The 16573-nt window shown below is 41.4% G+C and carries 13 protein-coding genes; 3 read left to right on the top strand and 10 right to left on the bottom strand.

Annotated features, from left to right (window positions below; all coding sequences use genetic code 11):
- Positions 1 to 66 precede the first annotated feature (66 nt).
- From NE848_RS00705 to NE848_RS00695, 3 genes are all read left to right on the top strand, one after another.
- Positions 67 to 1581: a helicase HerA-like domain-containing protein gene (locus NE848_RS00705; protein WP_252110299.1), complete on the top strand. Its 1515-nt coding sequence runs from the start codon at positions 67 to 69 to the stop codon at positions 1579 to 1581.
- 16 nt (positions 1582 to 1597) lie between these two features.
- Positions 1598 to 2155: a hypothetical protein gene (locus NE848_RS00700; RefSeq protein WP_252110298.1), complete on the top strand. Its 558-nt coding sequence runs from the start codon at positions 1598 to 1600 to the stop codon at positions 2153 to 2155.
- 294 nt (positions 2156 to 2449) lie between these two features.
- On the top strand, positions 2450 to 2653 hold the full coding sequence (locus NE848_RS00695; RefSeq protein WP_252110297.1) for a hypothetical protein: 204 nt from the start codon (positions 2450 to 2452) through the stop codon (positions 2651 to 2653).
- A 65-nt stretch (positions 2654 to 2718) separates the two neighbouring features.
- Here the strand turns inward: NE848_RS00695 and ftsZ are convergent, their stop codons facing one another.
- From ftsZ to NE848_RS00645, 10 genes are read right to left on the bottom strand one after another with little or no spacing between them, the layout of a single operon-like run.
- Positions 2719 to 4722, bottom strand: a complete 2004-nt coding sequence (gene ftsZ, locus NE848_RS00690; RefSeq protein ID WP_252110296.1) for a cell division protein FtsZ — start codon at positions 4720 to 4722, stop codon at positions 2719 to 2721.
- A gap of 28 nt (positions 4723 to 4750) precedes the next feature.
- A complete protein-coding gene (ftsA, locus tag NE848_RS00685) occupies positions 4751 to 6091 on the bottom strand; it encodes a cell division protein FtsA (protein ID WP_252110295.1) in 1341 nt (446 codons plus the stop codon).
- A gap of 3 nt (positions 6092 to 6094) precedes the next feature.
- Positions 6095 to 6811 (bottom strand): cell division protein FtsQ/DivIB, encoded by a 717-nt coding sequence (locus tag NE848_RS00680; RefSeq protein WP_252110294.1) that lies wholly within the window; start codon positions 6809 to 6811, stop codon positions 6095 to 6097.
- Positions 6801 to 8165, bottom strand: a complete 1365-nt coding sequence (gene murC, locus NE848_RS00675; protein WP_252110293.1) for a UDP-N-acetylmuramate--L-alanine ligase — start codon at positions 8163 to 8165, stop codon at positions 6801 to 6803. Before murC ends, NE848_RS00680 begins: the two co-directional genes overlap by 11 nt.
- On the bottom strand, positions 8166 to 9269 hold the full coding sequence (murG, locus tag NE848_RS00670) for an undecaprenyldiphospho-muramoylpentapeptide beta-N-acetylglucosaminyltransferase (protein WP_252110292.1): 1104 nt from the start codon (positions 9267 to 9269) through the stop codon (positions 8166 to 8168). It lies immediately after the preceding gene.
- Complete coding sequence (locus NE848_RS00665) at positions 9266 to 10474, bottom strand: FtsW/RodA/SpoVE family cell cycle protein (protein WP_252110291.1); 1209 nt, start codon at positions 10472 to 10474, stop codon at positions 9266 to 9268. Before NE848_RS00665 ends, murG begins: the two co-directional genes overlap by 4 nt.
- Before the next feature lie 56 nt (positions 10475 to 10530).
- A complete protein-coding gene (gene murD / locus NE848_RS00660; protein ID WP_252110290.1) occupies positions 10531 to 11868 on the bottom strand; it encodes a UDP-N-acetylmuramoyl-L-alanine--D-glutamate ligase in 1338 nt (445 codons plus the stop codon).
- Between the two features lie 12 nt (positions 11869 to 11880).
- On the bottom strand, positions 11881 to 13113 hold the full coding sequence (gene mraY, locus NE848_RS00655; protein ID WP_252110289.1) for a phospho-N-acetylmuramoyl-pentapeptide-transferase: 1233 nt from the start codon (positions 13111 to 13113) through the stop codon (positions 11881 to 11883).
- A complete protein-coding gene (locus NE848_RS00650; protein ID WP_252110288.1) occupies positions 13113 to 14579 on the bottom strand; it encodes a UDP-N-acetylmuramoyl-L-alanyl-D-glutamate--2,6-diaminopimelate ligase in 1467 nt (488 codons plus the stop codon). The genes mraY and NE848_RS00650 overlap by 1 nt, the downstream gene beginning before the upstream one ends.
- Positions 14579 to 16570: a penicillin-binding protein gene (locus tag NE848_RS00645; RefSeq protein ID WP_252110287.1), complete on the bottom strand. Its 1992-nt coding sequence runs from the start codon at positions 16568 to 16570 to the stop codon at positions 14579 to 14581. The genes NE848_RS00650 and NE848_RS00645 overlap by 1 nt, the downstream gene beginning before the upstream one ends.
- Positions 16571 to 16573 lie beyond the last annotated feature (3 nt).

Here is a 16573-nt window from a genome sequence, read left to right as displayed (position 1 = left end):
GTTTTTGAAATTATTCTTCACTTGTATTTCCGTTGTTTTACCAATTTTATGATAAATTAGCTTTTAATGGAAAAGAAACAGAAATTCATCACCTCCATCCAGCAAGGCTACAAGCCCAAAGGCGACAGCATCTATCTTGGCGCAGGAATGTATGAAGGTGAAGTGATCTCTGAAGCTGCCGTAAAGCTTCCATTAAAGACTATGAATCGGCATGGTTTGATCGCCGGTGCTACCGGAACTGGTAAATCGAAAACCCTACAGATCATTGCAGAAAATCTTTCAGAAAAAGGAGTTCCTGTTCTATTGATGGATGTAAAAGGTGATCTTAGTGGAATAGCAAAACCCTCTGATGGAGCTGAATTCATTGATGAAAGGCACAAATTGCTGGATTTTCCATTTGAGCCAAAGGCTTCGCCAGTTGAGATCCTAAGTCTTTCCGATCAAAGCGGAATAAGATTAAGGGCAACCGTTAGTGAATTTGGCCCGGTGCTATTATCAAGAATACTTGATCTTTCTGACACCCAGACAGGCATACTCGCGATCATTTTCAAATATTGTGATGACAAACAACTTCCACTTCTGGACCTGAAAGATCTAAAAAAAATCATTCAGTATTCAACAGAAGAAGGTAAGGAAGAGTTTGAGAAAGAATATGGTAGGATCTCTACCGCTTCAACCGGAGCCATTCTAAGAAAGATTGTCTCTCTTGAACAGCAGGGTGCCCACCACTTTTTTGGTGAGCGATCCTTTGAAGTGAATGACCTTCTTAGAAAAACCCCTGAAAATCTTGGTTATGTAAATATTTTAAGACTAACTGATATTCAGGACAGGCCCAAATTATTTTCAACCTTCATGCTTAGCCTTCTTGCTGAAATTTATTCCACATTTCCTGAAAAGGGAGATATGGAGAAGCCTGAACTTGTAATGTTCATTGACGAAGCTCATCTTATTTTTGAAGAAGCTTCAGATGCATTGCTGGACCAGATTGAAAGCATCATAAAACTAATAAGGTCTAAAGGGGTTGGAATTTATTTTGTCACCCAAAGTCCAGCGGATATTCCGGAAGAAGTTCTGGGACAGCTCGGATTAAAGATACAGCACGCGCTGAGGGCGTTTACGGCCAAAGACAGGAAAGCAATAAAACTTGCTGCTGAAAATTATCCTATTTCCGAATTCTACGATACCAAAAATATGCTCACTACGTTAGGTATAGGCGAGGCAATGATTTCGGCACTTGATGAAAAAGGACGCCCCGCACCCCTGGCAGCCACTATGCTCAGGGCTCCTAGGAGCAGGATGGATATACTTTCTGAAGTTGAACTCGAGAAACTAATAGAGCGATCTGAAATCATCTCTAAATACAATGAAGAAATTGATCGGGAAAGCGCTTACGAGATCCTGACAAAAAAGATTGAAGCTGCAGAAAAAGAGCAAGCGAAGGAAAAGGCTAAAACAGAAAGAAAAAAAGTGATTAAAACCAGCTCCCAAAAATCGAATATGGAGAGTGCGGTATTAAAAGTAATAACCAGTGCCACCTTTATTCGCGGTGTCCTGGGAATATTAAACAAAATTTTAAAATAAAACTATCAAAACTAAAATGTACAAAAGAGCTTTATTAATTCTTGGTTTATTTGTAACTGTTTCATCATGTACAAGCGATGAAGAAAATCCTTTCCTTATTACACCCACCCAGGTTGGTCCTCTGAAAAAAGAGGTGAAGATCAACCAGCTGGACTCAATATTCGAGGGAGATAGCATCGTTAGGCAAACCAGCGGACCGGAACAATTACGTTCTACCGATGAGATCAAGATTTTTGATAAAGACGGCAATGCGCTTATGAGCCTGGAGCCACTTCAGGAGTTCGACTCAACCAGTACTATTGGATATATACGGATACTTGACCCACGCTATGAAACAAAGAATGGACTGAATGTAAAAAGCACCTTCAAGGAAATTGTGGAAAATTATAATATTTCCAGGATAGAGAACACCATAAACTCAGCAGTTGTCTTTCTTGATGAAATAAATGCCTACGTCACCATAGATAAAAGTCAGTTACCTACAAGTCTTCGTTATGATACCGACAGTAAGATAATGGCTTCTCAAATTCCTGATGATGCCACAATCAAATACTTTATGATCTACTGGAACTAAAGTTTTCAATTCCATTTTCTAGGTCTTCGTTGAAGCATTACTCCCCGAGTTTAGCTAATGACAGGGCTTCAGATTATGAAAAATTCGTTAAAAACAACGAAATGATGAAAATTATCCTGAAAATTAGATTTTTTAATTATTAGGCCACCAAAAAGCTTGTTAAGCGGGCATTTATGGGGATAAAAAAATTTGATTCAAAAAAGAAAGCCAAGGCCAGAAATCGTAAAATTTGTTAATATTCCTCTCACATTAAATACTTTAACTAATTTTAGTCAATAACCAATATTTAATGTTATGATTAAAATCTTAGCACTTGTTATGACCATTGGAGGTGCGATTGCACTTGTAATGGGTGTTTTGGGAATTTTTGGCAGCGTAGCCCTGATGCTTAGCCCATGGGCACTTACCATCCTTGGTTTTGTATTTTTCGTTGCCGGGATAAGCATGCTTAAGTACAGAAAAGACACCGACGAGGTTCAGGCGGAAAGTCAGAATTAAGTTCAGGTCTTTCTAAATAAAAAAAGGCAGCCATATGGCTGCCTTTTTTCTTGGCTAGGTTGAAATTAATCTACATTATCATGTAGAAAAGAATTGTTCTTCCTGAAATGAAGATCATTATTCTCGTCCTGCTCTATACTGGTACGGGATAATTTACCTTCACCAGGTTTATTGTTTTCAAGTTCGATACCTGCTCTTTTATAAGCAGGCTGCTTTTCTATCTCGTCTATCTGGGCAGAGCCCGTTCTGAACTTATAGTTGAATTCCTTCATTTTAGCCTTTCTTTCAGCGGTTCTTTGTCTAACCACTTCGGAAGAAATAGGATTGTCAAAAGGATTGTCTTGATCGGCTCCTTTATCGGTATCAGGTTTAGGAGCTACGGTTTTCTTTTCAAAAGCTATAGTCTCATCCTTCTCTTCCTGCTTCTTCTCTGGCTTTGAATTCTGAAGCTTCTCTTCCATTTCCATATAATCATCCAGGCTATATCTCTTTATTCCCTGGGCAGAACTTTCGGTCACGGGAACAATTTCAATAGCTTCATTCACTTTGATATTCTTTGTGTTTTCTTCCTCATCATTGAGTTGATGCCTTTTCACCTCCTCAGATTTAGGCTTTTGCTCATTTGAAGTAGATTTTTCTTCCTTCTTATCATTGGCCGCGGGCATATCAAAAGTAAACATGAACTGCTCTTCGCTTTCCACCTTCACTTCTTCAGGCTCATTAACATCCATATTCTTCACCTCATCGCTGGTATCGTTAATAATAAATTCATCAGGATCTACTTCTTCGTAGGTAACCTCCAGTTTACGGGCAAAATCCGGTGTCTTAAGCATGTCATCCACCTTTTTATGAATATTGCCAACCTCATCTACCTCTTCTTCAGTTTCATCGAGGGTATGAACAATCTTCCCATCATTTTCCGGCTCCTCAAATTGTAATTTATTCTCCGGAGATTTATCTACTGGCTCATTGGTTACTTCAGTGATCGGCGCAGATTTCTTTGGCATAAGTTCATGTTCTGCCTTCTGCTCATCTTCAAGTGTATGAATGATCTTTTTCGTTTCTGTATTTGTGATCTCATTCTGCTGTTCCACATCGAAACCAGTAGCGATAATGGTAACAGCAATAGCATCTTCCAGTGATTCATCCTCACCAACACCCATAATGATATTTGCACTATGGCCGGCCTCAGCCTGAATATGATCGTTTATTTCTCCAATTTCGTCTATAGTAATCTCTTCGTTGCCAGATACAATTAACAGTAAAACATTTTTGGCGCCGGTGATCTTATTATCGTTAAGTAATGGAGAGTCCAGAGCTTTCATAATGGCATCGGTAGCCCTGCTTGCGCCTGAGGCATGAGCAGACCCCATAATTGCAGTTCCACTATTGCTAAGAACAGTTTTCGCATCGCGCAAGTCAATGTTCTGAGTATAATGGTGGGTTATAACTTCAGCGATACCGCGGGAAGCTGTTGCCAGAACCTCATCGGCCTTGGAGAAACCTGCCTTGAAGCCAAGGTTTCCATAGACCTCCCGAAGCTTATTATTGTTTATCACAATAAGTGAATCAACATGTTTTCGCAGTCTCTCCACACCTATTTGGGCCTGTTCATTACGGTTACGACCTTCAAACTGAAAAGGAATCGTAACTATTCCAACAGTTAAAATATCGAGTTCCTTGGCCTGTTTGGCAATAATTGGTGCTGCCCCGGTACCTGTACCACCGCCCATTCCGGCCGTGATAAATACCATTTTTGTATTGGAATCCAGCATTTGCTTGATCTCCTCAAAACTTTCTACAGCGGCTTTCTCGCCAATCTCAGGATTTGCTCCTGCACCAAGTCCTTCTGTAAGAGTCACACCCAACTGGATCTTGTTGGGAACCGCACTATTCTCAAGTGCCTGGGCATCGGTGTTACAAACCACAAAATCAACCCCTTTTATCCCCAACTGGAACATATGGTTGATGGCATTGCTTCCTCCTCCGCCAACTCCAATCACTTTGATGACGTTCGATTGATTCTTTGGTAAATCGAATGAGATGTCTCCAAATTCTGTACTGCTCATAAACTCTGTTTTACTGGTTGTATCTTTTTTACTCTGCGTTATCTAAAAAATCTTTAAATTTTTCGGCCCACTTATCAAAAATACTTTTGCGTGCGACCTTCTTGGAGGTTTCCTCCTGCTCTGTTTCGCCGGACTCTACTCCGGTCTCTTCTGTACTCTCCACTGGGCTTTTATCTGAAAGAACCGCTTCTTCCTGAAAACGTGTTTTGCCTTTCTCCAGGCTATTCATCACTAATCCAACCGCAGTTGCATAAACTGGGCTGGTGGTTTCAGCATCATTGGTTCCTGCCAGGTGTTCGTTAGGATATCCAATTCTGGTATCCATACCGGTGATATATTCAGCCAGCTGTTTTAAATGCTTTAGCTGCGCTCCACCACCAGTTAAGACCAGGCCGGCGATAAGTTTTTTCTTCTGCTCATCATGGCCATAATTCTTGATCTCGAGATAAACCTGCTCGATGATCTCTACCACTCTCGCATGAATGATCTTTGAAAGGTTCTTAAGAGTGATCTCTTTTGGCTCCCTTCCACGTAAACCAGGGATTGAAACGATCTCGTTATCCTTATTTTCACCAGGCCATGCCGAACCGAATTTTATCTTCAGTAGTTCTGCCTGTTTTTCAATAATGGAACATCCTTCCTTGATGTCTTCAGTGATCACATTTCCTCCGAAAGGAATCACTGCCGTATGGCGAATAATACCATCCTTGAAAATGGCAAGATCGGTAGTCCCACCACCTATATCGATAAGGGCAACTCCCGCTTCTTTCTCTTCCTGACTTAACACCGCATTAGCCGAAGCTAATGGCTCCAGGGTGACAGCCGAAAGTTCAAGCCCGGCACTTTTTACACATCTTCCAATATTTCTTATCGAAGAAACCTGGCCAACCACCACGTGGAAATTGGCTTCAAGTCTTCCTCCGTACATCCCGATAGGCTCCTTGATCTCAGCCTGACCATCAACTTTAAATTCCTGTGGAAGTACATGTATTATTTCTTCTCCCGGAAGCATTACCAGTTTGTGAACCTGATTACAAAGCGTATGAATATCATCGGCATCTATCACTTCTTCCGGATTCGGACGGGTGATATAATCACTATGCTGAAGGCTTCTTATGTGTTGCCCGGCAATCCCAACCACTACTTCACTTATCTTAAGACCGCTATCGGCCTCTGCTTCCTGTATTGCCTGCTGGATAGACTGGATGGTCTGGGTGATATTATTCACTACTCCCCTGTGTACACCAAGAGATTTCGATTTTCCAATTCCGATAATCTCAACCTTGCCGTACTCGTTCTTGCGGCCTATCATAGCCACAATCTTTGTTGTTCCAATATCTAATCCTACTGCAATATCGTTTTGTTCCATAAACTATTTTTTAGTGCAAACAACCTGGTCTCCAAATTGTAAGTTCACTTTTTTGTAGGTATCTAATTTTTTGTCTTTCTGTGCTTTTTTATAGAAGGCCTTGAAATTGTTAAATTTTAAAGCCACATGGCTTGAATCTCCAAAATAGACTTCAAAGTCCAGCTCCCTGAGTTCAAGTTCATATTTATCGCCTTTAAGCCTGTTGATCCCAGTAATATGCCTGGTCAAAAACTCATCGTTCTTTATATGCATCACAATTGGATAGGCTTTCGCAATATTGTTTTCGTTAAAACCGAACATCAAAGGCACCCTTGCCGAATAAAACGGAGACAATGGCATGATCTCTCCTTTTCTGTCAAGATAAAATGATGAATTCCCCAGGACCCTTCCTATAGGTTTTCGCTGACTTACTTCTGCCCTAAGTTCCCCGTCCAGAGTGAGATAGACTTCAGCATTTTCAATCATATCGTGCATATTTAAAAGGGATTCAACCCTATTCAAATCTAAAGTTTCTTTATCTATGCTCGAGACAGAGCCTTTATTTTGTATTAACAATTTATTAACCACTTCCTCAGTAACATAGAGGTTTTCACTATCGGTAAATCTCACTTTCACCTCTTTAATTTCACGGTCTTTGTGACGCTTTTCAGCAAAGCCATATAAAAAGCAAACTATTGCCACTAAAACGAAAGCTTTTATGTAACCTAAACTACGCTTCATTCAACAGTGCATTTTTTACTTTTTCCACTTCTACTCCAATGTCCCCAGCTCCCATCATTACTATAACCCGAGCTTCTGAAGATCTTATTTTTTCTGTAAGCTCTTCTTTTTTGACAAGCTGTTTTTTGGGATTTGAAATTTGGTCCAGCAACCAGGCTGAAGATATGCCCTCAATAGGTAATTCTCTGGCAGGGTAAATTTCCAGCAGAATAAGCTCATCAAAATTAGACAGGCTCGTGGCAAAATCTTCAGCGAAGTCACGGGTACGGCTAAACAGGTGGGGCTGAAAAACCGCAAGTATTTGTTTGTTGGGGTACATTTCGCGAACCGCCTGATGTACAGCTGATATCTCTGCAGGATGATGCGCATAGTCATCAATTAACACCAGGTCATTCGTTCTAATCTTATAACTAAATCTACGCTTCACACCCTTGAAGCTATATAAAGCCCTGGCAAGATCATCGCTACCGGTTGGGGGACCGTATTCGAGGGCCATTGCCAGGGCTGTTATAGCATTGAGCAAATTATGCTGACCGGGTAGATTAAGCATTAAATTTTCAATGGTTCCGGAAGGAGTTTTCAAGTCGAAAACGTAGCTTCCATCCTCAATTTTTATGTTTCGAGCCGAATAGTCGGCATTATCTTCTATACCAAAAGTCGAACCTTTCAGATCCAATCCATTCTTAATAAAAAGCTTTCCATCCTCAGGAACTTTTGAGGCGAATTCCCTGAAAGAATCCTCGAGTTCCTCTTTCTTCCCGTAGATATCAAGATGATCGGCATCCATAGAGGTGACAGCAGCTAGATTGGGAGAAAGATTCAGAAATGAACGATCGAACTCATCAGCCTCTACCACAACAACCTCGTCTCCCTGCATAATAAGATTAGACTGAATATCCTCACTAATCCCACCCAGAAAAGCAGTAACCTTTGCCCCGGTTTCCTTAAGCAAATGCCCAAGAATCGCCGTAGTGGTGGTTTTTCCATGCGTACCGGCAACTGCCAGTGTATACTTTTTATCGGTAACCATCCCCAGTAGCTGAGCCCTTTTGGTTATCTCAAATCCTTTTTCCTTAAGAAAATTGAATTGTTTATGATCTTTTGGGATCGCCGGCGTATAAACTATCAGGGTATTTTCAGGATGATTGAGAATTTGCTCCGGGATAAGCTCCTCTCTATCCTCGTAATTTATTTCGATTCCTTCTTCCTCCAGTTTTTGAGTAAGCTCAGAAGGAGTCCTATCGTAACCTACCACGTACAAAGGCTTGGCCCTGAAATATCGGGCCAGCGCACTCATTCCTATTCCACCTATCCCGATGAAATAAAAGTTTTGTATGTGATTAAGGTCTTTCACTTATTTCTTTTTCTTTTCTATCAATTTCTCTACCTCATCTACGATTGCCGACGTAGCATGGGGAAGAGCGAGTTTCTTAATATTTGCAGAGAATCGCTCCAGCCGTCTTTCATCTTTTAACAGACTAAAAAAACACGGCTCGAACCTTTCTGTTAATTCATCTTCTTCTATCATCAAGGCAGCATCATGTTCGGTAACTGCCATAGCGTTCTTTGCCTGGTGATTCTCCGCAACATTTGGAGAAGGAATAAATAATACCGGTTTCCCGACTATACAGAGTTCCGAAACACTTCCCGCCCCTGCTCTTGAAATGATCACATCTGCAGCAGCATATGCCAGGTCCATCCTGTTGATGAACTCTTTGGTCTTCACATTTGAAGACTCATATTTTTTATAATCCTCATAATACAGCTTACCTATCTGCCAGATCAACTGAATTTCCTCTTCCCGAAATTTCTTCAGATAGGTTTCGATAAGCCTGTTTATTCTCCTGGCCCCAAGACTTCCGCCAAGCACAAGAACTGTTTTCTTCTCTTTTGAAAGCTTGAAATATTCAATGGCTTCCTCTCTTAGCTCATTTACCTCCAAAAGATCCTGTCTCACGGGATTTCCGGTGATGATCGTTTTCTCAGCAGGAAAAACTTCCTTCACTTTTTCATAAGCTGCACAGATCGTATTGGCATATTTGGACAGGATACGGTTTGTAATTCCGGGAAGGGAATTCTGTTCCTGGATAAGCGTGGGGATTCCTTTCGAGATGGCTACTCTTAAAAGTGGCCCACTTGCAAACCCCCCGGTTCCTATAACTACATCTGGTCGAAACTTTTTTATGATCTTTCTTGATTTAGAAAGACTGCTCATAAGCTTAAATGGGAAGATGAAGTTTTTAAGACTAAAAGATCTATCCACGCCACTAATCCAAAGGCCTTCTATCTCATAACCCGCCTGGGGCACCTTCTCCATCTCCATTCGGTCCTTAGCGCCTACAAATAGGATCTCTGCCGACGGATGCCTTCTTTTGATCTCATCGGCTATAGCGATGGCAGGATAGATATGACCTCCTGTTCCTCCACCAGATAATATGACGCGTAAACCTTCTTTCATATAGCTTCGCTTAAGATGTCCAGAGGATTTTCCTCTTCGCCTTCAATTTCTTTATTTTCAGATTCTTTAATTTCCTCTCTTTTTGCACTTACGCTCAGGATAATCCCAAGTGCAATACATGTCATCCATATAGATGTTCCTCCGCTACTTACCAGTGGTAGTGTTTGTCCCGTCACAGGAAATAACTCCACTGCAACTCCCATGTTGATGAGGGCCTGGAAAACCACAGGCAATCCCACACCCATTACAACTAGTTTACCAAAGACAGTATTGGCTTTGGTGGCGACAATCACGATCCTGAAAAGCAATAAGAGGTATGCAAGCATCACTCCAAATGCACCTATCAATCCCATTTCTTCCACAATTATCGCGTAGATAAAATCTGAAGAAGACTGTGGTAAAAAATTTCTCTGAACGCTTTTTCCAATTCCGGTTCCGGTTATGCCTCCCTGTGCGATTGCGATCTTGGCTTTTTCAACCTGGTACTGCTCCTGTCCTTCTTCATCATCAAAAAATGTCTCTACCCTACTGGTCCAGGTATCAACCCTATTAGGCAATAAGCCAGGAAAAGCCTTAGCTGTAAGTACAAACAGACTCAACATCAGCAGGCCCGCACCAACAATAGCAGCCAGATATTTTATGGGATAACCACCTAAGAACATCAGCACCAGGGTCATAGCAAAAATGATGGCTGTAGTGGAAAAATTGGCCGGCAAAATTAATACTAAAACTGCGAAAACAGGCAGCCAAAGTGGAAGAATTGTTTCCTTAAAAGTAACCGTTTTTTCAGTGATCTTAGATAAGTACCTGGCTACGTACACCATAAGCACCACGGCAGCCAGTGTAGATGACTGAAAAGAAACATTCAGCACAGGAATTTGTATCCATCTACTGGCGTATGCCCCATCAATAGTCGTTCCCTGGGCAATGGTAAATATCAACAGAACAATTACGACGGGTAATAGCAGAATTGAAATTCCACGAAAATAATGATACGGCACCTTATGTACCGCAAAGAGCACGCAAAAACCTAGAAGCAGATGAAAGAAATGTACCACCAGATAACCGGAAGTACTTCCATCTCCATGAAGATAAGCAAGATTACTACTGGCACTGTAAACCGGCAAAAAAGAAAATATCGCCAACAGGCCGGCTACCGCCCAGATCACCTTGTCTCCTTTAAGATTTCTAAAAATATTGCTCATTTATTTTTATTTGCAGGCCTCACAGGTTTTCAAAACCTGTGAGGTCTAAAAGCTCATTATAAATTCCTTACAGCCTCTTTGAACTGTCTTCCTCTATCTTCATAATTCTCAAAAAGATCAAAACTCGCGCAGGAAGGTGAAAGCAACACATTATCGCCTTTATCGGCAAGCCTGTAAGCGATCTGAACCGCCTCGTTCATCGAAGTAGTCTCTACCATGGTTTCCACGATATTGCCAAAGGCATTCACGATTTTATCATTATCTACCCCAAGGCAGATAATAGCCTTAACCTTTTCATTTACCAGTGGAAGAAGGTCATCATAGACATTCCCTTTATCAACACCTCCAACAATCCATACCGTTTCAGCCTCCATGCTTTCAAGCGCATAGAACGTTGCATTCACGTTGGTTGCTTTAGAATCGTTGATATAAAGTACATTATTGATCTTCAGCACTTTTTCAAGGCGATGTTCAACTCCCTGGAAGTTGGCCATACTTTCACGAATGGTCTGTTTCCTGATTCGGAGTAACTGGGCTACTGTAGCAGCAGCCATGGCATTTTTAGCATTATGTTTGCCTTGAAGGGCAAGTTCTGATGTTGGCATAGTAAATTTGGTGTTATTAATTTTTACAACAATGTTTTCATTTTCTATATAGGCGCCATTTTCGATCTTTCTTTCAATTGAAAATGGCAGCTTTTGAGATCTTACAGGATGCTTCGCAAGCCAGTCCGTTATATTCTTATCATCGGCATCATAGATGAAATAATCCTCTTCTGTCTGATTCTTAGTTATTCTGAATTTTGATGCTATATAATTTTCAAGCTTATAATCATATCTGTCCAGATGATCGGGTGTGATATTCGTCAGGATCGCAATATGCGGCCTGAACTTCTCAATTCCATCCAACTGAAAGCTACTAAGCTCCAGCACGAACCATTCGCGGGTTTCTTCAGCAACCAGCTTCGCATAACTGTTTCCAACGTTTCCGCCCATGGCCGAATCAACGCCTCCTTCTTTCAGAACATGCTGAACCAGATTGGTCACTGTGGTCTTGCCATTGCTTCCCGTGATCCCTATTACCGGAACTTCAGAGAACCAGGATGCGAATTCGATTTCAGAAACCACCGGAATTCCTTTCTTCCTAAGCTCCACGATCATTGGAACCGTATCTGGAATTCCCGGGCTTTTCATCACCACATCAGCATCGAATATCTCCGACTCGGTGTGCTGTTCATCTTCCCATTCGATCTCAATATGTCTAAGAACTTCCTTGTATTTATCCTTGATCTTTCCCTTATCGGAAAGAAATACTTCGTATCCATTTTTCTTTGCCAGAATAGCCGTTCCTATTCCGCTTTCTCCACCACCCAGTATCATTATCTTCTTTCCCACAAGCCTTCAATTTTATCGAACCTTCAGGGTTACGATGGTAAGAATTGCGAGAATGATCCCCACGATCCAAAACCTCACTACTATCTTACTCTCATGTTTCCCTTTTTTCTGATAATGATGATGCAGTGGTGACATCAGGAAAATCCTCCTGCCCTCTCCATATTTCTTCTTGGTATATTTAAACCAGCCCACCTGCATTACTACAGAAAGATTCTCTATCAAAAAGATTCCGCATAAAAGCGGGATCAGTAATTCTTTTCTTGTTGCGATTGCCAGCACCGCTATTATCCCTCCAATGGTGAGACTACCCGTATCACCCATAAACACCTGGGCTGGAAATGTATTGTACCATAGAAATCCAACCAGCGCCCCTGCAAAAGCGGTGATGAAAATGGTCATTTCACCCGACCTTGGGATGTACATGATATTCAGGTAATCTGAGAAAATAATGTTACCCGAAACCCATGCAAAAAGCCCCAGGGTGAGCACAATTATGGCTGAAGAACCTGCTGCGAGTCCGTCTATCCCATCAGTTAAATTCGCTCCGTTGGACACCGCGGTTACGATGAAGATCACGATCGGGATAAAGATAATCCAGGCATACTGCGCCAGTGAAGGATTTATCCAGCTGATAAGTTTCGAATAGTCAAATTCATTATTCTTCACAAAGGGAATAGTGGTGGTAGTGTTCTTCTCTTCCGGCCCCATATCAACCACCTCTGCCCTGGCGATGACATTTTGAGTAGGCCGGGTTTCGGTGATAACTTCTTTGGTCGTGATCTGCGGGTGGAAATACATAGTTCCTCCTACAATAAGGCCAAGTCCAATCTGACCAATAACCTTAAATTTACCTTTAAGCCCTTCCTTATCTTTTTTAAAGGTCTTAATATAATCGTCAATAAATCCAATAGCACCCATCCAAAGGGTAGTTACTATTAGAAGGATCACATAAATATTCTCAAGTTTCGCAAAAAGAAGTACAGGGATAAGCGTGGCAATTATGATAATCACACCACCCATGGTTGGTGTTCCGGCTTTTTCGGTTTGCCCCTGAAGCCCCAGGTCTCTTACGCTTTCTCCAATTTGTTTCCTTCTTAGATAGTTAATGATCCTTCTACCATATATAGTAGAGATGGCCAGCGACAGAATGATCGCCATGGCTGAACGGAACGAAAGGAACTCAAACAACTGCGCTCCGGGCAACTGATACTGTTCTTCTAAAAATTGAAATAAGTAATACAGCATTATTTATCCAGTTGTTTTAAAAATTCGTTCACGATCTTGAAATCATCAAAATCTGATCTTTTACCATTCACTTCCTGATAGGTCTCATGGCCCTTCCCGGCAATGAGAATTATATCGTTCTTACCAGCGATCTGGCAGGCGGTTTTAATTGCCTGCTTTCTGTTGGTCACGCTCATTGTTTTTTTGAAATTCTGGGGTTCCACTCCGGCCTCCACATCTTCTATGATCTTATCAGGATCTTCAGTACGCGGATTATCACTGGTAAAGATTACCTTACTGCTCAGCGCCGAAGCTATATGCCCCATCTTTGGTCTTTTAGTCTTATCACGATCTCCTCCACAACCAACAACAGTTATCAGCTCTTCGTTCTTTGTTCGAATGCTATTGATAGTTTCAAGAACATTCTTAAGTGCATCGGGTGTATGAGCATAATCAACGATCGCCGTGATTTTTTCCTTTTTGGAAACCACATACTGAAACCTTCCGCTCACCGAATTAAGCTCACTAATAATCCTTAATATCTCAATGGTTTTCAGTCCAAGAAGATCGGCAGCAGCATAGATCGCCAGTACATTATATGCATTGAAATTCCCTATAAGCTTTGTCCACAATTCCTGATCATCGATCTTCAGCAACAATCCTGTAAACTGATTTTCCAGGATCTGCGCCTTGTAATCGGCGTAGGATTTTAAGGCGTAAGTATATTTTTTCGCTTTAGTATTCTGAAGCATCACAGAACCATTCTTATCATCGGCGTTGGTAAGCGCAAAAGCTGAAGAAGGAAGCTCATCAAAGAATCGCTTCTTAACATCGCGATATTCAGCAAAATCCTTATGATAATCCAAATGATCATGAGACAGGTTGGTGAAAATTCCACCTTCAAATCTTAAAGCAGTTGTTCTATGCTGATCTATGCCATGAGAACTCACTTCCATAAAGCAGAATTCAACCCCTGCATCGTTCATATCCTTTAAATACGAATTGATGGTGATCGAATCTGGCGTGGTCCTTATCGCTGAATGCTCTTCATTGCCCACCATCACTTTTACGGTGGAAAGCAAACCACATTTATATCCTGCTTTTGAGAAAAGATCATATAAAAGTGTAGCGATCGTGGTTTTACCGTTAGTGCCAGTTACCCCAACAAGCTTTAACTTCTCGGAAGGGTTATCATAATAATTCGCTGAAATATAGGCCAGGGCCTTTTTGGTATCTTCCACTTCTATATAAGTGACACCGTTTATTTTATTCTCAGGTAGTTCCTCACAAACAATAGCGAGAGCACCCTGATTTTCGGCATTTTTTATAAAATCATGACCATCTGAAACCGTTCCTCTAATCGCAACAAAAACATCATTCAGCTTCACCTTCCTGGAATCAAAATGAACTTTATTAATAGTCACACCAGTATCCCCGGTCACCGCCTTCATATTCACCTTATACAGTATGTCCTTCAACACCTTCATCAACTCAATTCCAGATTTATTTTCTGATTACTTTTTATTTTTTGTCCTGCAGATACAGATTGTCTTTTCACCACTCCCTTACCATTTATTCTTACTTCAAGGCCCAGGTTCTCAAGGATGGAAATAGCGTCCATAGCCGGCATCCCGGTAACGTCGGGCATCAACAATTTCTCATCCTGGATTTTGGTATAATACTTTTCAAAATCAGTTTTTACCCTTTTATCATCCACCTCAAGGGATTCCAATTCATCCATCACAGGCGTATCGGTATAGATCTTTCTTGCGATATCCTTGAACACGGGAGCAGCCACAATATTTCCATAATAACCCTTCCTTCTGTTGGGTTTATGGATCACCACTATACAGGAATATTTCGGATTTTCAGCTGGGAAATAACCCGCAAAAGATGCGATATATCGCCCTGGTTCTATCCAGTATTCTGTCTGGCAGGTTCCTGTTTTACCAGCCATGGAAAAATTTTCCGTATAGATATTGGAAGCAGTACCTCGCAAAACGGTATTCTTCATCATCTCCCGAACTTTTCTAGCCGTCTCAGGGGAACAAATGGAAGGATTGACCACTTCTTTCTCCTTAACAAGGATAGGTTTATCACGATCTTTCACCTCCTTGATAAAACGAGGCTTGATCATCTCACCATCATTGGCGATCGCATTATAGAATGTAAGTGTTTGAAGGGGTGTTAAAGAAACACCATAACCAAATGCCATCCAGGGCAAACTCAAACCATTCCATGATTTGTCTTGAGGGTGAGGGATTCGGGGAGATCCCTCACCTTTAATTTCAAGACCAATCTTTCGGTTAAGTTGCATTGAATATAATCTGTCTACAAATTTTGAAGGATTATTCTTGTAACCTTCTGTGATCATTTTTGTAAATGCTGTGTTAGAAGACACTTCAAATGCCCTCGCAGCAGATATTTTTCCGTAGCCGCCATGATGAGAATCCCTCACAGGTCTGCCGTAGAATCTAACCACGCCTTTTTCGGTATCTACGATCTGGCTGGTATCTACTACTTTATCTTCGAGAGCGGCAACCATCGCCATGAGCTTAAAGGTAGACCCGGGCTCATGAGACTCGTAAACCGCATAATTTCTTTTTTCGAAATAAGTTCCCTCCTTGGTTCGGCCGAGATTAGACATCGCCTTGATCTCCCCAGTCTTGGTTTCCATTACTACCACAGTGCCATGATCGGCCTCAAAATATTCAAGCTGGCGAAGCAATGAATGATGAGCGATATCCTGAATATTAACATCTATGGTAGAAACCACATCATAGCCATCTTTTGGCTCAAGCTCGTTATTATCGCTTATTGGCTTCCACTGCCCCTTGGCGATCTTCTGTTTCAACCTTCTCCCGTCAGTTCCACGCAGATAGTTACTGAATGCACCTTCAAGACCTACCCTGGTAAAATAGCCGTTCTCATCCCTTCTTTCATAACCAACGGTTCTCTCTCCCATCTTACCCAAAGGATGTTCACGAACCGTACTCTGCTCTGTGATCATACCTCCCTTATACGGCCCCAAATTAAACATTGGAAACTCCCTGATCTTCATGTAATCTGAATACCCCAGATTTCGGGCAATGAGTACATAACGCTGATTATTGGCTCTTGCGGCCCTTAATTTCTGAGAATAATAGGAAGGCGTATTCCCGAGCATTTTTGCCAGCTTTTCAGAAAGCGGACCTATATTTTCCTCGAAGTTTTTATCTGATACTGTTACCGCGTCAAAACGGATATCGTATTTGGGTACCGAAGTAGCCAGTAAATTTCCGTTTACATCATAAAGATTTCCGCGGTTTGCAGGGATTTTAAAATTTTTGAAGGTTCGATCCTCGGCAAGTTGTTTATAATAATCCCCATGAACGAACTGAATATTGACCAACTTGACCCCTACAGCTACCGCAAATAAAAAGAGACAGGCAGCCACCAAATACATACGATTCAGAATGCTTTTTTCGGTTGTCGCCATTTC

The sequence above is a fragment of the Gramella jeungdoensis genome (assembly GCF_023805255.1).
GTDB lineage: Bacteria > Bacteroidota > Bacteroidia > Flavobacteriales > Flavobacteriaceae > Christiangramia > Christiangramia jeungdoensis.
Note: the sequence above shows the minus strand (reverse complement) of the source record. Positions and strands in the feature narration are given on the sequence as shown.